Genomic DNA, 18,118 nt, shown 5'->3' with positions numbered 1-18,118 from the left:
TCGGCTCGCGCCGGGGAAGGGTGTGGCTCTCAGCCCGCGCCGGTCTCCAGCCCGCGCGCCACCTCGGTGAGCGCGCCGCGCAGCCAGGCGTGCAGGGGCGAGGCATGGGTGCGCTCGGTCCAGTAGAGGCGGATGGGCAGCTCGGTCTCGAAGGGCGCCGGCCGCACCACGAGCCCGGCGCAGGTGGCGCCCGCCAGCAGCGAGAGCGTGGTCGCCACCAGGTCGGTGCCGCGGATGGTCTCGGCGATGGAGCCCGAGCTCGGCAGGTCCACCGCGATGGCGAGCCCGTGCCCCCGCGCCGCCAGCATGTCGAGGAACAGCGGCTTCCAGCCGCCGCCATAGCCGGTCACCACATGCTCGGCGGCGAGGTAGCCTTCCATGTCGAGCGCGCCGGGGCGGGCCGGGTCGGTCACGCAGACATAGCGGTCGGTGAGCAGGCGGGTGACGTAGAGCCCCGCCGCGTCGCGGGCGAGCGGGCTCATCAGCAGGTCGCAGGCGCCGCGGCGCAGCTGCTCGTGGCCGCTGGCCTGCGAGGGGATCACCCGCAGGCGCACGCCGGGCGCCCGGGCGCGCAGGTGGCGGATGAGCCCGGGCAGCACCAGCACCTGCTCGTAATGGTTGCACGACACGGTCACCTCGGCCCGGGCGGTGGCGGGGTCGAAGGCGGCCGGGCGCACCAGCGCCTCGAACCCGTCGATCAGCTGCTCGGCCCCGGCCACGATCGCCTCGCAGCGCGCCGTGGGGCGGATGCCGCGGCCCTCGCGGGTGAACAGCGGGTCGGCAAACACCCGGCGCAGCCGGTCCACCGTGTAGCTCACCGTCGACTGGTGCAGCCCCAGCGCCTCCGCCGCGCGCGAGAAGGAGCGCAGCTCCGCCACCGTCGCCAGCAGGCGCAGCGCGGCGAAATCGGTGGCGAGGGGACCGGGCTCCGTATCGAATTTCTCCATGAGTCACATTGAGCCCATCGGATTGATCCGATCAAGCCCGGCGCGCAGGCTGGCGGAAACGGGCCGCAAGCGCCCGGCGAACACATGGAGGACACCGCGATGGCGCAGACGCTGATCGCCGAGGACATCGACCTCGGCGCGCTCTGGGACGACCCCTACCCCACCTTCGCCCGGCTGCGCGCCGAAAACCCGGTGGCCTGGGTGCCCTCGGCCGGCCACTACTTCCTCACCCGCTTCGACGACGTGGTCCATGCCGAGCGCAACGGCGAGATCTTCAACTCCACCGCGCCGGAGAGCCTGGTGCACCGGGTGATGGGCCATGCCTTCATCCGCAAGGACGGCGACGACCATGCCGCCGACCGCCGCCAGGTGATGCCGGCCTTCTCGCCCGCCGCGGTGAAGAGGCGCTGGCGCACCGCCTTCGAGAGCATCGCCGACGCGCTGCTCAACGGGCTGGAGCCCCGCGGCGCCGCCGATCTCTTCACCGATTTCGCAGCCCCCATGGCGGCGCGCAGCCTGGTGGAGGTGACGGGCCTTGCCACCATCGCCTGGCAGGACATGGCGCGCTGGAGCCAGTGGATGATGGACGCGGTGGGCAATTACCACGGCGACCCCGAGCTGGCCCGCCGCGGCGCCGAGGCCACCGCCGGCATCGACGCGGCGATCGACGCGATGACCCCCCGCCTCAGGGCCGAGCCGGATGGCAGCGTGCTCTCCGTCCTGCTCGCCGCCGGCATGCCGACAGAGCTGATCCGCGCCAACGTGAAGGTGATCATCGGCGGCGGCCAGAACGAGCCGCGCGACGCCATCGCCGGCCTCGCCTGGGCCCTGCTGGCCGACCCCGCGCAACGCGCGCTCGTGGCGGCGGATGCCGGGCTCTGGGGCCGGGCCTTCGAGGAATACATCCGCTGGATCTCGCCCATCGGCATGGTGCCGCGCACCGTCTCGCGCGAGACAGAGCTTGCCGGCGTGCGCCTGAAGGCGGGAGACCGGGTGGCGCTGCTCTTCGGCTCGGCGAACCGCGACGAGACGAAGTTCGAGGCCCCCGAGCGCTTCGACCTCTCCCGCGAGAAGAGCCAGCACGTGGCCTTCGGCGCCGGGCCGCATTTCTGCGCCGGGGCCTGGGTGGCGCGCACCCAGGTGGCCGAGGTGGCGCTGCCGCGGCTCTTCGCCCGCCTGCCGCGCCTGCGCCTCGCCGGCCCGGTACACTGCGGCGGCTGGGTGTTCCGCGGCCCGCTCACCCTGCCCTGCGCCTGGGACTGACCGCACACACCCCGCGCGCCGCTGCCCCGGCCGCAGAGCCGGGGCCTCGCGCCATCGGGGCCGGCCCGCCTCAGCCCGCCCGGTGGCCGGAAACCTCGGCGCCCGCATCCGGCTCCAGCGCCAGGAACTGGGCGGAGGCCGAGGCGGTGATCACCCCGATCAGCAGGAAGGCCACGGTGAAATCGCCCACCGCCGGCACGTCGCGCCCGGCGAGCACCATGCACACCTCCAGCACCGCCCCGGCGATGGCCACGGCGAGCGCGATGGAGAGCTGCTGCGACACGCTCATCAGCGCCGTGCCGTCGCCCGAGCGCTTCTCGTCGAGGTCGGAGAAGGCGAGCGCGTTCACCCCGGTGAAGAACAGCGAGCGGAAGAAGCCGCCACCCAGCAGCATCGCCACCAGCAGCGCCACCGAGAGCTCCGGCCGGTAGAAGCCGAGCGGCGCGATCAGCAGCCCGCCGAGCAGCGCGGCGAGGATCAGCGTCTGGCGGAAGCCGAGCGCGCGCAGGATCGGCCGGGCAAGGAACTTCATCGCGATCGCCCCGCCGATGCCCATGCAGGTGATCACGCCCGAGACGAATGGCGAGAAGTTGAACCCCAGCTGCAGCAGCAGCGGCATCAGGAAGGGCACCGCCCCGGTGCCGATGCGGAAGAGAAACCCCGCGCGCAGCGCCACGCCGAACACCGGCGCGCGGATCATCGACAGGCGCAGCAGCGGCGCCTCCACCCGGCGCGCGTGGCGCAGGTAGGCCAGCACCGCCAGCACGCCGCCCGCCATCAGCGCGATGCCCACCACCGGCGGCAGCACCGGCAGCGAGATCACCGAGGAGCCGAAGACGATCCCCGCGCAGGCAAGGCCCGAGAGCAGGAAGCCGGTCCAGTCGAAGGTGATGTTCTCCATCCGCTCCACCTTGGGCAGGTAGAGCGTGGCGAGCACGATGCCGATGGCCCCGATGGGCAGGTTGATGAGGAAGATCCACTGCCAGTGCGCCCAGGTGGCGATGGCCCCGCCGACAGGCGGCCCCACCAGCGGCCCGATCAGCGCCGGGATGGTGAACCAGGCCATGGCCGTCACCAGCTCGGCCTTGGGCACCGAGCGCACCAGCAGGAGCCGGCCCACCGGCGTCATCATCGCCCCGCCCATGCCCTGCAGGAACCGCGCCGCCACGAAGCCTTCCAGCGAGCCGGCGAAGGCGCAGGCCAGCGAGCCGAGCATGAACACGCCGAGGGCGGCGCGGAACACCTTGCGCGGCCCGATCCGGTCAGCCAGCCGGCCGGAGATCGGGATGAAGATCGCCAGCGCCACGTAGTAGCTGGTGAGGGCGAGCTTGAGCGCGATGGGGTTGGTGCCGATGTCGGCGGCGATGGTGGGCAGCGCGGTGGAGAGGATGGTGCTGTCCATGTTCTCCATGAAGAGCGCCACGGACAGGACAATGGGAATGACACGGTTCACGGGGGGCACGATCCGGCGCGGGGGGAGGTTTGCCGGGAAATATACGCCACCGGCGCGGGAATCCAACCGTGCCGGGCACGGCCCGCCGCCTTCCGCCGCCGGAACCGGCACCCCGGGGAAGCAGGGCACCGGCCCGACGCCCGACCCGCAAGGCAGGCCGGCATGCGGAAAATGAAGTTGTGTCAATGGCTTGCAGCTATACAGACGGCGTTACGCACTACTTGCACTGCTCTTACTCGTTGACGCACCCAGCGGCCGACCCCACAAGGCGGGGCACGATCCGATCCCGACATCACTGGTCTCGCCGCTCCCAATGAGGTAACTCTGGCACGCGTTCGCGGGCAGAACTGTGCGCAAGCGCACGTTTGATGCATTGCGGGAATTCGGCCCGGCGGAATATCCTCGGCCGGATCTCAACATGCGGGAACGGGGAGCCGGGCCATGGCCGAGCCGACGGGGCGCAAACTCTGGGGCCTGAGCGTGAAGTTCAGGGAAGGCAGCCTGCTGAGCATGCTCGAGCAGCCCTCGCTCGATGCGCTCGGCGTGCGCTGGCGGGCGCGCAGCTACCCGGTCGACAGCCTGATGATCAACGCCGACGACCCCGAGCAGGACGTGTGGTTCCTGCTCACCGGCGCGGCCAAGGCCACGGTCTTCACCGAGAGCGGCCGCGAGGTGGCCTTCCTCAGCCTCGCGCCCGGAGACTGTTTCGGCGAGTTCTCGGCCATCGACCACGCGCCGCGCTCCTCCTCCGTGGTGGCGCAGAGCGAGTGCATCGCGGCCCGCATCTCCTCCGCCGCCTTCCGCGACCTGGTGCGCGAGCGGCCCGATTTCTCCTTCGCGCTGTGCCGCATCCTGGTGGGCAAGCTGCGCGGCATGACCGAGCGGATGACCGACATCTCCTCGCTCACCGCGCCGCAGCGCGCGGCGCGCGAGGTGCTGCGCCTCGCCCGCCACCACCGGCTGGGCGGCACCGACCGCGCGCGCATCGTCTCGCCCCCCACCCAGCTCGAGATCGCCGGCTACCTCTCCACCAACCGCGAGACGGTGGCGCGCGAGATGGGCCGCATGCTCAAGGCCGGGCTCATCCGCCGCGAGGGGCGCACGCTGGTCGTGCCCTCCATCACCGCGCTGGAGGAGGAGATCACCCTCGCAACACTCACCGGACCGGGGGACTGATGGAAGGTATCCTGCTCGAGGCCATCCTCTACCTCGCCGCCGCGGTGGTGGCGGTGCCGCTGTCGAACCGTCTGGGCCTCGGCTCGGTGCTGGGCTATCTCATCGCCGGCGTGGTGATCGGGCCGATCCTCGGCTGGGCCGGGGAGGAGGCGACCGACATCCAGCATTTCGCCGAGTTCGGCGTGGTGATGATGCTGTTCCTCATCGGGCTCGAGCTCGACCCCGCCAAGCTGTGGCGCATGCGCTCGCGGCTGCTGGGGCTGGGCGGGCTGCAGATCACCCTCACCGCCGGGCTGATCACCGGGGCGCTGGTGCTGTTCTGGGGAAATCTGTGGCAGCACGCGCTGGCCATCGCCCTCATCCTCGCGCTCTCCTCCACCGCCATCGTGCTGCAGACCCTGCGCGAGCGCGGCTGGATGCGCCGCCCCGGCGGGCAGACCGCCTTCGCCATCCTGCTGTTCCAGGACATCGCGGTGATCCCGATCATCGCGCTCCTGCCGCTGCTCGCCATGCAGGCGCCCGGCGAGGGGGCGGAGCTGATCTCCACCGGCTCGCTGGTGGCGGAGCTGCCGGACTGGGCGCGCGCCCTCGTCATCCTCGCCGAGATGACCGCCATCATCGTGGGCGGGCGCTACCTCAGCCGGCCGGTGTTCCGCTTCATCGCCCGCGGCCAGCTCACCGAGATCTTCGCCGCCGCCACGCTGCTGATGATCATCGGCATTGCCTGGGCCATGGGCTACGTGGGCCTCACCCCCGCGCTCGGCGCCTTCACCGCCGGCGTGGCGCTCTCGGGCAGCGAGTATCGCCACGAGATCGAGTCGCATATCGAGCCGTTCAAGGGCCTGCTGCTGGGGCTGTTCTTCATCACCGTGGGCGCGGGGTTCGACCTGTTCGCCCTCTTCGCCGACCCCCTGCCGATCATCGCCGCCACCGCGGCGCTGATGGCGGTGAAATTCGGCGTGGTGCTGCTGCTCACCCGGGTGTTCCGCCTCGGCTCGGGAGATTCGATGCTGGTGTCGCTGGGGCTGGCGCAGGCGGGCGAATTCGCCTTCGTGCTCATCGCCTTCTCCACCGGCGCCAACGTGCTGCCGGCGAGCATGAGCGGCCCGCTCTCGCTGGTGGTGGCGCTGTCGATGCTGGCGAGCCCGCTGCTCTTCGTGCTGGCCGAGCGCTTCCTGCGCCGCCCCGCCGCCACCGCCGCCACGCGCGAGGCCGACGAGATCGACGAGACCGGCACGGTGATCATCGCCGGCATCGGCCGCTTCGGGCAGATCGTGCAGCGCATGATGACCGGCATCGGCGTGCCCGTGGTGGTGGTCGACAACGCCGCCGAGCGCGTGGGCGCGGTGGGGCATTTCGGCCAGAAGGCCTATTATGGCGACCCGGTGCGCCCGGAGATCCTGCGCGCCTCGGGCATCGCCGATGCCGCGGTGCTGGTGGTGGCCATCGACGACCGCGAGAAGGCGGTGCGGCTGGTGCAGCTCGCCAAGCACAACTGGCCCTCGGTGCGGGTGCTGGCGCGGGCCTATGACCGCATCCACCAGTACGAACTGATGGACGCCGGCGCCGATGTGGTGATCCGCGAGACCTTCCACTCCGCGCTGGAGGCCGCGCGCCAGGCCCTGCTCTCGCTCGGCAAGGAGGAGCGCGCCGCCGACCGGCTCACCGCCGCCTTCGCCCGCCACGACGCCCGCACGGTGCAGGATCTCTACGGCTTCTGGGACCGCCGGGTGGCCGTGCATCTCAACACCTCCTACGTGAACGAGAGCCGGCTGCGCTTCGAGACCCTGCGCGAGGTGCTGCGCAAGGAACGCGCCGCCGCCCTGCGCGACGCCGGCGCCTTCGACGCCCCGGACGACGAGGCCCCCGTTGCGCCCCCCTCCGCTCCGGCGAAACCGGCGGCGAAACCCGTCCCGGCCGCCGCCGGCGCCCCGGTGAGCCCCGAGAGCATGGCCGACGGCGGCACCGCCCCCCTGCGCCAGCCCGCCGGCGCCGGGCCGGACTGAGCCCGGCCGCGGCCCCGCGCCGCCCGGGCCCCGGCCGGCTTTTCCTCGACAAACCGCCCCCGCAGGCCGTAACAGGGGAGGGAATTCGAACCTCCCCCGCGCCCCGCGAGGCCAGCCCGAAGGGCCCCGACAGCACCCGCCGAGCCGCCCCGCCCGGGGCGCAAGATCCACTTCCCGGACAGATCATTCATGCAGAAGACAGTTTTCATCGTCGGCCGCCAGCGCAGCGGCACCACCGTTCTCCGCGAGCTCTTCATGAAATACGGCGCCTTCAACGCCGACGAGGCCTTCCACGGCGAGATCGAGCGGCCCAACCGCTTCTACGGCTTCCTCGCCGAGCGCGTGGCGCAGGAGCCGCGGCTGGTGAACCCCGCCCATCACGGCTGGCTGTTCCGCGAATACCTCGACGGGCTGCACGGCAAGGCGGGCGACAACCCGGTGGTGATCGACCTGAAGTACTTCGCGCTCAACGCCATCCCGCCCGAGGGCCCGCTCACCGGGCAGGTGCCCTGGCTGGTGCGCTTCATGGAGGAGAGCCGCAACCCGGTGTTCCACGTGATCCGGCGCAACAAGCTGCGCATGCACATCTCCGAGGAAATGGCGAAGAAGACCGGCAAATGGTCGGCCCGCCACCAGGGCGACATGCCCAGGGAAAAGGGCAAGGTGAGCGTGGACCCGGTGCAGACCGTGATGCGCATCCGCACCATGATCGAGGACGACCGGGCGGCGAAGCTGATGTTCGCCAACGTGCCGAACCGCCGCGAGGTGATCTACGAGGGCATGTTCCGCCCCGACGGCGGCTTCGCCCCCGTGGTGATGAACGGCGCCGGCCAGGTGCTCGGCCGCACCGACCTCGACCCCAAACCGTCCAACGCCCGGATGAACCCCGAGCCGGTCTCCGAGCTGGTGGAAAACTACGGCGCACTCGAGGCGGCGGTGCGCGCCGGCGGCTTCGGCTGGATGCTCGACTGAGGCCGGGGGCAGCAGGCCGGGGGCTCAGGCCCCGGGCGCGGTTTCCTCGGCCGGCCAGTAGCCGCAGCGGCGCATGTTCTCGCCGCAGGTCTCGATGAAGAGCGCCTTCTGCTCGGGCGTCCAGTCCATCGCCTCCAGCGTGGTCTCGGCCCGGGGGGCGAGCGGCACGGTGGAGGTGGGGCTGCCCTGGCCGAAATAGGCCTCGATCTCCTCGCGGCTCCAGCGGTTTTCCAGGCCCAGATGGGCGCAGATCTCCTGGTGGATGCGCCAGCTCCCGGTCTTCAGGTCGTCCATCTCGATCTCGCAGGTGCGGTCAGCGATGCGCTCCTGCACCCGGAACCAGGCGTCGAGCGCCGATTTCCACATGCCGCAGGCGTCCTTGAAGCCGCGGCGCTCCCAGTTGCGCAGGTTGGAGGCCACGTTGTCGATGCCGTTGCGGCGCACGTGGATGAAACGCGCCTCCGGCAGCACGCGGTGGATGACCGGTGCGGCGTCGAGCATCTGGAAGCCGGGGGTCTTGTCGTAATAATCCTGGTGCTCGTGGTGCTCGGAGATGAGCGCGTCGAGGCTGCGCACCAGGTGGTCGATGATGGTGCGCTTGCCGATGCGGTTTATCTCGAAGGCATTCTCCGGGATGGTCTTCTGGATGGCGCGGTTGCCCTGCATCAGGTGCGGCACGAGGCGGTAGATGTGCCCCTCCGCCCAGCCGCGAAAGCCCAGCACCTCGGAGAAATAGGAGGCGAGCTTCGAGGTTCCGGAGCGGTGGGCCCCCAGAATGAACACCTTGCGCATGGTCTCTCCTTGCTCCGCGACTGCCCCGCAGGCTTAGCCCCGGCGCCGGCCCCGGGGCAAGCCCCGCATCACCCGCAGGTGCGCTTCACCAGGTCGAGCCAGTTGCCCCAGCAGATGCGGGCGATGAGCGCCTCGCCGAAGCCCGCCTCGCGCATGGCGCCCACGAGGTTCTGCAGCCCGGCGGCGGAGCCGATGCCCTCGGGCACCAGCGCCCCGTCGAAATCCGACCCCAGCGCCACGCCGCCCTCGCCCAGCCGCTCCACCATGTGGGCGAGATGGGCGACACAGGTGGCAAGCGGCGTGTCGGCGCGCTTGCGGCCGTCCTCGCGCAGGAAGCTCACCGCGTAGTTCAGCCCCACCACGCCGCCGGAGGCGGCGATGGCGTCGAGCTGGCGGTCGGTGAGGTTGCGCGAGGAGGCGGAGAGCGCGTGCACGTTGGAATGCGTGGCGACGAGGGGGGCGTCGGAGAGCTTCTCCACCTCCCGGAAGCCGGCCTCGTTGAGATGCGAGAGGTCGACGACGATGCCGAGCCGGTTGCACTCCGCCACCAGCCGCCGCCCGGCATCGGTGAGGCCGGGCCCGGTGTCGGGCGAGGAGGGGAAGCGGAAGGGCACGCCATGCCCGAAGATGTTGGGCCGCGACCACACCGGCCCGAGCGAGCGCAGGCCGGCGGCATGCAGCACCTGCAGCTCGTCGAGGTCCTCGCCGATGCCCTCGCAGCCCTCCACATGCAGGATGGCGGCGATGGCGCCGGCCGCCTGCGCCGCCCCGATCTCCGCCGCCGAGCGGCAGAGGCGCAGCGCGTCGGGCCGGGCGGCGGCCATGCGGATCAGGATGGAGGCCATCTCCAGCGTGCCGCGCCGGGCCTGGGTGGCGCCCACGGTGCCGATGGGCGGCATCTCCAGCACCTCGCCGTCATCGCCGTCATCGGGCTCCGGCTCGGCCGGGCCGTTGGGCACGAAGACGGCGAAGAAGCCGCCCTGCAGGCCGCCTGCCCGGCATTTCGCCAGGTCGATGTGCCCGGCGCGGCCCTCGAAGAAGGCACGCCCCGTGCGGTCGCCCGCCCGCCAGAGATGGAGAAGAAGGTCGTTGTGGCCGTCGAAGACCGGCTGGGTCATCGGATCGCTCCCGCCGAGGCGGAACGACGTTGCGTTCCGCGTTAGTCAATCTGCCTGACCATCTGGACAACATGGGGCCGGGCTTGTCAAACTCCCCTCCGAGGCGCGCCGCAGGGCCGCCGCTGAAAAACAGGGAGCTACCAATGATCTTCAACCCCCTCCTCAGGAAGGCGGGGCCGGCCGTCATGGCCGCGCTCCTGCTTGGTGCCGCACCGCAGGCCATGATGGCGGAAACGCCGGCGGACACGCTGGTGATCGCCGACGCGATCGACGACATCGTCTCGCTCGACCCGGCGGAGGCCTTCGAGTGGTCCGGCAGCGACCTGCTCAACAACACCTACGACACGCTGGTCGAGCTCGACCCGTCCAACCTCGGCCCGCTGGTGCCCGGCCTCGCCGAGAGCTGGGAACTGGCCGATGACGGCGTGACCTACACGTTCAAGATGCGCTCGGACGCCAAGTTCGCCTCCGGCAACCCGGTGACCGCCGAGGACGCCGCCTGGAGCCTGCAGCGCGCCGTGAAGCTCGACAAGACGCCCTCCTTCATCCTCACCCAGTTCGGCTTCACCCCCGAGAACGTGGAGGAGAAGATCACCGCCGAGGGCGACACGCTCACCATCGTGACCGACCAGCCCTACGCGCCGTCGTTCTTCTACAACTGCCTCACCGCCACCATCGGCTCGATCGTCGACAAGCAGACCGCGATGGAGCACGAGACCGACGGCGACATGGGCTACGAGTGGCTCAAGACCAACACCGCCGGTTCCGGCGCCTACTACCTGCGCACCTACAAGCCCGCCGACAGCTACGTGCTGGAGGCCAAGGAGGAATACTGGCGCGGCACCCCGGCGATGAAGCGCGTCTTCGTGCGCCACGTGCCCGAGCCCGCCACCGAGCGGCTGCTGCTGGAGAAGGGCGACATCGACATCGCCCGCAAGCTCACCCCGGTCGACATCGAGGGCATCGGCGGCAACGAGGACCTGAAGGTGGAGGACACCGAGAAGGGCCAGATCATGTATCTCGCCCTCAACCAGAAGGTCGAGCCGCTGGCCGACCCGAAGGTGATCGAGGCGATCAAGTACCTGGTGGATTACGAGGGCATGGCCTCGACCTTCCTCAAGGGCCAGTACGAGGTGCACCAGGCCTTCCTGCCCAACGGCTTCCTCGGCGCGCTGTCCGACACGCCCTATTCGCTGGACGTGGAGAAGGCCAAGGCCCTGCTGGCGGAGGCCGGGGTGTCCGACCTCTCGCTCACCCTCACCGTGCGCAACAACCAGGACCGCATGGAAATGGCCCAGTCGCTGCAGAACACCCTCGGCCAGGCCGGCATCAACGTGGAGCTGAAGGTGGGCACCGGCAAGGAAGTGCTCGGCGAATACCGCGCCCGCGAGCACCAGATCGCCCTCGAGGGCTGGGGCCCGGACTATCCCGACCCGCACACCAACGCCGACACGTTCGCCCGCAACCCCGACAACTCGGACGAGGCGCAGCTCACCGGCCTGCTGGCCTGGCGCACCGCCTGGGCCGTGCCCAAGGACATCCAGGACGAGGTGGACGCCGCCGTGCTGGAGAAGGATTCCGACACCCGCGCCGAGATGTACCTCGACATCCAGCGCAAGCATCAGGCGCAGTCGCCCTTCATCCCGATGTTCCAGGTCATCCAGCAGAACGCGCTGCGCGCCAACGTGGAGGGGTTCAACGCCGGCGGCTCGATCCACTCCGCCTTCTACTGGTCGGTCACGAAATGATCATGGCCGGGGGCGCCGCGGCGCGCCCCCGCCGTTTCCCTCATGGCTGAAAGCACCCTCATCGAGACATCGCCGCTGCTGCGCACCGCGCGGCAGGTGGGCGGCTTCCTCGTCACCCTCGCGGTGACCCTGCTCGGCCTGCTGGCCGTGACCTTCGTCATCGGCCGCGTGGTGCCGATCGACCCCGTTCTCGCCGTGGTCGGCGAGCGCGCCACCACGGCGCAATACGAGGCGGCGCGCGAGGCGCTCGGCCTCAACGAGCCGCTGCTCACCCAGTTCCTCATCTACGTTGGCGACGCGCTGCGCGGCGATTTCGGCCGCTCGCTGCTCACCTCGCAGCCGGTGCTGAGCGATATCGCCCGGGTGTTTCCCGCCACGCTGGAGCTCTCGACCATCGCCACAATCTTCGGCGTGGCCCTCGGCGTGCCGGCGGGCGTGCTGGCCGCCACCCGGCCGGGAAGCTGGGTCGACCAGCTGGTGCGGCTCATCGGCCTCGCGGGCTACTCGATGCCGATCTTCTGGCTCGGGCTCATCGGGCTGCTGGTGTTCTACGGCAATCTCGGCTGGGTGGGCGGCCCGGGCCGGCTCGACACCTCCTACCAGTTCACCTTCGAGCTCGATGTCACCCCGGTGACCGGCATGATCCTGATCGACAGCGCCCTTGCCGGCGCCTGGGACGTGTTCGCCAACGCGCTCACCCACATCATCCTGCCCGCCGGCGTGCTGGGCTACTATTCCATGGCCTACATCAGCCGCATGACCCGGAGCTTCATGATGAACGAGCTCTCCCAGGAATACGTCACCACCGCCCGGGTGAAGGGCATGCCGGAATGGCGCGTGGTCTGGGTGCACGCGCTGCGCAACGTCTCGGTGCCGCTGATCACGGTGATCGCGCTCTCCTACGCCAACCTGCTGGAGGGATCCGTGCTCACGGAGACCGTCTTCGCCTGGCCGGGTCTCGGCCTCTACATCACCAACGCGCTGTTCTCAGCCGACATGAACGCGGTGATGGGCGGCACGGTGATCGTGGGCGCCACCTTCGTGTTGCTGAACATGATCTCCGACGTGCTCTACAAGCTGATCGACCCGAGGGCCCGCACATGAGCGCCACCACCTGGCTGCGTGACCCCAACCCCCGCTCGCGCCTGCAGGCCCGCGCCGGGCAGGCCTGGCTCGGCTGGCTGCGCTTCGCGCGCAACCCGCTGGCGATGACCGGGCTCGTCATCGTTCTCGCCCTGCTCTTCGCCGCCGCCGCGGCGCCCCTGATCGCCACGCATGACCCCGTGGCGCAGGAGCTCGCCGGCCGCCTGCAGCCGCCCGGCTCCGGCGGCTACCTGCTCGGCTCCGACGAGTTCGGGCGGGACATCTGGTCCCGCCTGGTGTTCGGCGCGCGCATCACCCTCTACATCGTCGCGCTGGTCACGGTGACCGCCCCGGTCTTCGGGCTGATCATCGGCACGGTCTCGGGCTATTTCGGCGGCTGGGTCGACACGGTGCTGATGCGGGTCACCGACATCTTCCTCGCCTTCCCGCGGCTCATCCTGGCGCTGGCCTTCGTGGCGGCGCTCGGCCCCGGCATCGAGAACGCGGTGCTCGCCATCGCCCTCACGGCCTGGCCGCCCTACGCCCGCGTGGCCCGGGCCGAGACGCTGACCGTGCGCAACTCGGACTACATCGCCGCCGTGCGCCTGCAGGGCGCGGGGCCGGGGCGGATCATCCTCGGCCACGTGATGCCGATGTGCCTGCCCTCCGTCATCATCCGCGTCACGCTCGACATGGCGGGCATCATCCTCACCGCCGCCGGGCTCGGCTTCCTCGGGCTCGGCGCGCAGCCGCCGCTGCCGGAATGGGGGCTGATGATCTCGTCGGGGCGCAAGTTCCTCTTCGACCAGTGGTGGGTGGCCACCATGCCGGGCCTCGCCATCTTCATCGTCTCGCTCGGGTTCAACCTGCTCGGCGACGGGCTGCGCGACGTGCTCGACCCAAGGAGTGCCAGCCGATGACCACGCCCCTTCTCGAGGTCGACGACCTGCACGTGAGCTTCCACACCGCCGCCGGCGTGGTGGAGGCGGTGCGCGGGGTGAGCTTCTCGCTGGGGCGCGAGCGCCTCGGCATCGTGGGCGAGAGCGGCTCGGGCAAGACGATGACCGGCCGCTCCGTGCTGCGCCTCATCCGCCCGCCCGGCCGCATCACCGCGAAGGCGATGCGCTTCGACGGGCAGGACCTGCTCACCCTGCCCGAGCGGCGCATGCGCGCCCTGCGCGGCAGTCGCATCGCCATGGTGATGCAGGACCCGAAATACTCGCTCAACCCGGTGATGAAGGTGGGCGAGCAGCTCACCGAGGGCCTGCGCCGGCGCGAGCGGGTGAGCCGCGCCGAGGCGAAGCGCCGCGCCCTCGCCGCCCTCGAAGCAGTGCAGATCCGCGACCCCGAGCGGGTGTTCCACGCCTACCCGCACGAGCTCTCCGGCGGCATGGGCCAGCGGGTGATGATCGCGATGATGCTGATCCCCGACCCCGCCCTGCTGATCGCCGACGAGCCCACCTCGGCGCTCGACGTCACCGTGCAGGCCGAGGTTCTGCGCATCCTCGACGGGCTGGTGCGCGAGCGCGGCATGGGGCTGATCTTCATCAGCCACGACCTGCGCCTCGTGAGCCGCTTCTGCGACCGGGTGCTGGTGATGTACCGCGGCCGGGTGGTGGAGGAGCTCGACGCCACCGGCCTCGACGCCGCCCGGCATCCCTACACCCGCGGCCTGCTCAACTGCCTGCCGCGCATCGGCGGCGACCGCGGGCCGCTGCCCACCCTGCAGCGCGACGCAGCCTGGGCGGAGTAAGCCATGTCCTTCATCGAGATAGACGACCTCGAGGTCACCTTCCGCGCCAAGGGCCGGCTGGTGCATGCCGTGCGCGGCGTCAGCCTGTCGGTCGAACGCCACGAGAGCTTCGGCCTGGTGGGCGAGAGCGGCTCTGGCAAGAGCACCATCCTGCGCGCCATCTGCGGCATGGCCCCGGTCACCGCCGGCAGCATCCGCATCGCCGGCGAGCGGGTGCGCCACGGCCGCGCCTTCACCCGCCGGGTGCAGATGGTGTTCCAGGACCCGTTCGCCTCGCTCCACCCGCGCCACACCATCGACCGCACGCTCTCCGAGCCGCTGGCCATACACGGCATCGGCGACCGTGACGCGAAGGTGAACCAGGCACTGGAGGACGTGGGCCTCGGCCGCGGCTTCCGCTTCCGCTTCCCGCACCAGCTTTCCGGCGGGCAGCGCCAGCGCGTGGCCATCGCGCGCGCGTTGATGCTCGAGCCCGAGATCCTGCTGCTCGACGAGCCCACCTCCGCGCTCGACGCCTCGGTGCAGGCCGAGGCGCTCAACCTGCTCTCGCGCCTGCGCGAGGAGCGCGGCCTCACCTTCCTGATGGTGAGCCACGACCTCGCCGTGGTCGACCACATGTGTGACCGCCTGCTGGTGATGAAGGAGGGCCGGGCGGTGGAACAGCTCGATCGCGCCGCCCTTGCGGGTGGCACGATGCAGGCGGAGTATACCCGCGAGCTCTTCGCCGCGAGCGCCGACCGGCTCACCGGGTGAGCGGCCGGCGCCCGCGGGGGCGGCGCGTCACACCCTGGTGCCGTTGATCAGCAGCTGGCCGGCGTTCGACACCGTGAGCCGGTGCTTGGTGCCGTTGCCCGCGGTGAGCACCACGGCAGCCCCCGCCGTGGTCATCTCGAAATCCGTGAGCACGTGGAACGGCTCGAGCGCCGAGAGGTCCGTGGCCGAGGCCACCACCGCGCCACCGGAATTCAGGTTCGAATGCACCACGTTGTCGAGCCCGCTCAGCACGTTCACGGCGATGCCGGTGGTATCGAAGCAGTTCCCCACCACGATGTTGCGCCGCCCGCCGTTGATCTCCACGCAATTGCCCGAATCCGCGTCGATGTAGGAGCCCACGATCATGTTCTCGGTGGGGATGTAGGCATTGTCGTTGATGATCCGGATGGCGATGCCGTTGCACTCGGTGAGGTTGGCGCCGATGATGAAGTTCTGCCGGGCGCCGTCCATGATCAGGTGCGGAAAGTGGATCTCCTGCGGCGGATAGCCGTGGATCTTGCCGTAGAGCGCGCATTTGCGCGTGCCCGGGCCCCAGTACATCGCGGTGTGCCGCGAGCTCTCGATCTGGAAGGTCTTGGGCATGTAGATGTTGTTGCAGGCCGAGTTCGCCACCGCCGAGGCGAACCAGTAGTTGAAGTAGACCGCCGGCTTCTGGAAAGCCGGGCGCACCTGCACGCCGTTGGAGCCGCTGTTCGCGCCCAGCCCGTCGTCGCCGCAGCGGGTGCAGGAGAGGTCGAACTCGCTGTCCCACCATTCCAGCGCGCGCACCACGTAGCCGCGGCAGTTGAACACGTTGATCCGTTTCAGGTGCACCTTTCCCGCACAGACGATGTAGAACACGTCGCAGGTCGAGGCGCCGTCGCCCTCGATGCTGAGGTTCTCGATGTTGAAGAACTTCGCATGCGGCAGCCCGTAGGCCGAGGTGTCGCCGACGATCTTGATCAGGTAGTCGCCGGGCGCGCCGATCACGCGGATCTTGGTGCGCTCGATACCGTCGCCCACCAGGTTGAGGCTGCAGTTGGTGCCGTCGCGCTGGACGTCGTAGTCGATGATCGTGCCGCTCACGCGGTACACGCCGGCCTGCGGGCGCAGGGGCACGTTGTTCTTCATCGCCCAGTCGTGCGCGGCGCGCAGGGCCACCGTGTCGTCGCTGGCATCGCTCGCGGTGGCGCCCCAATGCTCGTAGGTCGCCGTGCCGTCGGGCGACCATTTCCGCCCGTCGAGCGTGGTGAGCGCGGTGCCGTTGTTGTCCACCTTGTAGTGCAGGCCGGCGACGCTGATGAAATTCGCCCCCGCCGGCACGGCGGTGGTCTGGGCCAGCGCGCGGGTCTGGAAGCCGTAGCGCACCGGGGCCAGCAGGTCGCCCGGCGTGGTGTAGCCGCTGCTGCCGCCCGGGCCTTCGGTGGTGTCGGACACGTCGAGCACGTAGAGCCTGTCGGTCGCCTCCGGCTGGCTCACGTGTTTGGCGATCTGGGAAAGCGTGGTCATGAGCGGGTCTCCAGTGTGAGGGCCAGTCCGGATTCGGTCTGCAGGAAGCTGCCGTCCGGCAGGGTCAGCCCCTCGAAGGCCGAGGGGTAGCCGAAGATGCGCCGCGGCATCTGAACATGGGCCGGCCAGTAGGGGCCGGACACCACGACGCCGAACTGCACGCGCCGGGTGTTGTCGGTGTCGATGGTGGTGATGTCGTGGATGCCGGGGGCGAGCACGTCGAGGGCGATCATGTCCGCCGCGCGCATGCCCGGCGAGGCGCCGGCACGCACGTAGGTGCTGGAGGGCCCGGCGACCTCCTCCACCTGCGCGCCCCACAGGTAGATCGACTCACCCGGCGGGAAGGACGCCTCGCCGCCGATGGCGGCCTTCATCGCGGTCTCCCCGCTCGGCACGGTTCCGGTCACCTCGAAGCGTTGCCAGCTCGTGGTGACCTGCACGAACTTCTCGGCGAAGATGCCCCCCGCCGCCCTGCGCAGCCGCAGCGGAATGGCGAAGGACCCGGACGGCAGCCGCATCCAGATCGAGAAGCGATAGGTCACTCCCGGAATGCAGGACACCTGCCGTCGCACCGCGGGATAGCTGCCGGTGGCGTCCAGGAAATCCGCCGTCATGGTGCCGTCGGGCGCCACGGCGGCATCTGCCGTCGCGGTGAACCCGCCGAGCTGCAGGCCGGAATGGGTGAAATCCTCGGAATGCACGAAGATGTTCGTCGCCGCCGGTTCCACCAGCAGCCCCAGCGGCGCGCCGGCTGCGTTGTGCTGCAGGCGTGGCTCGTTTGCCGCCGCGAAGGCCACCAGCCCGCTCGCGTTGGTGTAGGACGCGGTCGAGGCCCGGGAGAAGGCGTGCAGGTCGTCGAACCCGGCGCCGGGAATGCCGGTGGCCGAGTAGCTGCCGGTCTCGTAATCCGCGAGAAACGCCGGCGTCGCGATGCGCACCACCCAGTTCCGGTCGGCAAAGCCGCCGGTGTTGGTGGCCCGCACCGTGATCGTGGTGTCTCCCGCAGGCCCCGTGGCCGTGCCGGTGATCGCCCCCGAGGCCGAGAGCGAGAGACCGGCCGGCAGCGCGGGCGAGCCGGGCGCCAGCGCATAGCTCAGCCCCTCGCCGGTGAAACCCGAGCTCACGGATTGCGTCAGCCCCGGATCGTCGATCCGGAACGAGATCACCGGCGTGCCGGTCTTGGCCACCGGCGGCACGTGCACCACGGTGAGCGGCGCCGAGACGCTGGTCACGCGCCCGCCGCCGGTGGTGGCCGTCACGCGCAGCCGCACGGCACCCAGCAGGTAGGATGCCTCCAGCAGCAGCGGCTCCACCAGCGCGCCGGTGCCGTTCTGCGCCGGGATGTCGGCGTTGTTGAGCTGCCAGGACCAGACGAGGTTCTGGTCGGTGATGTTGTCCCAGCTGCCCGTCGTGCCGGTGAGGCTGCTGCCGATCTGCGGCGTGCCCGCGATCGTCGGCGCAGCCGTGTTCACCGGCGGCAGCGGCGGTTCGCGGCTGCCGTAGAGCACGGCAAGCGCGATGGGGTCGAGACCGAGCGAGATCATG

General features: G+C 70.4%; 15 protein-coding genes. 9 read left to right on the top strand and 6 right to left on the bottom strand.

Translation table 11 applies throughout. From position 1 onward, the window contains the following. Positions 1-29 precede the first annotated feature (29 nt). Positions 30-947 (bottom strand): LysR family transcriptional regulator, encoded by a 918-nt coding sequence (locus D3P35_RS08160; RefSeq protein ID WP_118134219.1) that lies wholly within the window; start codon positions 945-947, stop codon positions 30-32. Between the two features lie 99 nt (positions 948-1,046). On the opposite strand from D3P35_RS08160, the gene D3P35_RS08155 reads away from it, so the two are divergent. Then, positions 1,047-2,210 carry a cytochrome P450 gene (locus tag D3P35_RS08155; protein ID WP_118134290.1) on the top strand — a complete coding sequence of 388 codons (1,164 nt, stop codon included), beginning with the start codon at positions 1,047-1,049 and terminating at the stop codon, positions 2,208-2,210. 70 nt (positions 2,211-2,280) lie between these two features. On the opposite strand, the gene D3P35_RS08150 is transcribed toward D3P35_RS08155, so the two are convergent. After that, positions 2,281-3,663, bottom strand: a complete 1,383-nt coding sequence (locus D3P35_RS08150) for an MFS transporter (RefSeq protein ID WP_118134289.1) — start codon at positions 3,661-3,663, stop codon at positions 2,281-2,283. Positions 3,664-4,104: 441 nt separating this feature from the next. Between D3P35_RS08150 and D3P35_RS08145 the strand changes: the two genes are divergently transcribed. The 3 genes from D3P35_RS08145 to D3P35_RS08135 all read left to right on the top strand — a co-directional run bounded on the left by D3P35_RS08145 (position 4,105) and on the right by D3P35_RS08135 (position 7,817). Continuing rightward, on the top strand, positions 4,105-4,839 hold the full coding sequence (locus tag D3P35_RS08145; protein WP_118134218.1) for a Crp/Fnr family transcriptional regulator: 735 nt from the start codon (positions 4,105-4,107) through the stop codon (positions 4,837-4,839). Then, on the top strand, positions 4,839-6,845 hold the full coding sequence (locus D3P35_RS08140) for a monovalent cation:proton antiporter-2 (CPA2) family protein (RefSeq protein WP_118134217.1): 2,007 nt from the start codon (positions 4,839-4,841) through the stop codon (positions 6,843-6,845). Before D3P35_RS08145 ends, D3P35_RS08140 begins: the two co-directional genes overlap by 1 nt. 189 nt (positions 6,846-7,034) lie before the next feature. Then, complete coding sequence (locus D3P35_RS08135; protein WP_118134216.1) at positions 7,035-7,817, top strand: hypothetical protein; 783 nt, start codon at positions 7,035-7,037, stop codon at positions 7,815-7,817. Positions 7,818-7,841: 24 nt separating this feature from the next. On the opposite strand, the gene D3P35_RS08130 is transcribed toward D3P35_RS08135, so the two are convergent. Continuing rightward, positions 7,842-8,609, bottom strand: coding sequence for a sulfotransferase (locus D3P35_RS08130; RefSeq protein ID WP_118134215.1), 768 nt, complete (start codon positions 8,607-8,609; stop codon positions 7,842-7,844). A gap of 68 nt (positions 8,610-8,677) precedes the next feature. Beyond that, complete coding sequence (locus D3P35_RS08125) at positions 8,678-9,727, bottom strand: dipeptidase (RefSeq protein WP_118134214.1); 1,050 nt, start codon at positions 9,725-9,727, stop codon at positions 8,678-8,680. Positions 9,728-9,870: 143 nt separating this feature from the next. Between D3P35_RS08125 and D3P35_RS08120 the strand changes: the two genes are divergently transcribed. The 5 genes from D3P35_RS08120 to D3P35_RS08100 are packed head-to-tail and all read left to right on the top strand — an operon-like array spanning position 9,871 to position 15,064. After that, the gene (locus D3P35_RS08120; RefSeq protein ID WP_118134213.1) at positions 9,871-11,475 is read left to right on the top strand and encodes an ABC transporter substrate-binding protein; all 1,605 of its coding nucleotides are present in this window, start codon (positions 9,871-9,873) and stop codon (positions 11,473-11,475) included. A gap of 42 nt (positions 11,476-11,517) precedes the next feature. Next, complete coding sequence (locus tag D3P35_RS08115) at positions 11,518-12,579, top strand: ABC transporter permease (RefSeq protein WP_118134212.1); 1,062 nt, start codon at positions 11,518-11,520, stop codon at positions 12,577-12,579. After that, the gene (locus D3P35_RS08110) at positions 12,576-13,478 is read left to right on the top strand and encodes an ABC transporter permease (protein WP_118134211.1); all 903 of its coding nucleotides are present in this window, start codon (positions 12,576-12,578) and stop codon (positions 13,476-13,478) included. Before D3P35_RS08115 ends, D3P35_RS08110 begins: the two co-directional genes overlap by 4 nt. Continuing rightward, positions 13,475-14,311, top strand: a complete 837-nt coding sequence (locus tag D3P35_RS08105; RefSeq protein ID WP_118134210.1) for an ABC transporter ATP-binding protein — start codon at positions 13,475-13,477, stop codon at positions 14,309-14,311. Before D3P35_RS08110 ends, D3P35_RS08105 begins: the two co-directional genes overlap by 4 nt. 3 nt (positions 14,312-14,314) lie before the next feature. After that, positions 14,315-15,064: an ABC transporter ATP-binding protein gene (locus D3P35_RS08100; protein ID WP_118134209.1), complete on the top strand. Its 750-nt coding sequence runs from the start codon at positions 14,315-14,317 to the stop codon at positions 15,062-15,064. Between the two features lie 27 nt (positions 15,065-15,091). Here the strand turns inward: D3P35_RS08100 and D3P35_RS08095 are convergent, their stop codons facing one another. Then, entirely contained in the window at positions 15,092-16,573 is a 1,482-nt protein-coding gene (locus D3P35_RS08095) for a hypothetical protein (RefSeq protein ID WP_118134208.1), read from the bottom strand. Further along, positions 16,570-18,117: a putative Ig domain-containing protein gene (locus tag D3P35_RS08090; RefSeq protein ID WP_118134207.1), complete on the bottom strand. Its 1,548-nt coding sequence runs from the start codon at positions 18,115-18,117 to the stop codon at positions 16,570-16,572. The genes D3P35_RS08095 and D3P35_RS08090 overlap by 4 nt, the downstream gene beginning before the upstream one ends. Position 18,118: the final 1 nt, after the last annotated feature.

The sequence above is a fragment of the Oceanicella sp. SM1341 genome (assembly GCF_003448965.1).
In the GTDB taxonomy this organism is placed as follows: domain Bacteria; phylum Pseudomonadota; class Alphaproteobacteria; order Rhodobacterales; family Rhodobacteraceae; genus Paroceanicella.
The sequence above is the reverse complement of the archived record's forward strand: the minus strand, read 5'-3'. Positions and strand labels throughout refer to the sequence as shown.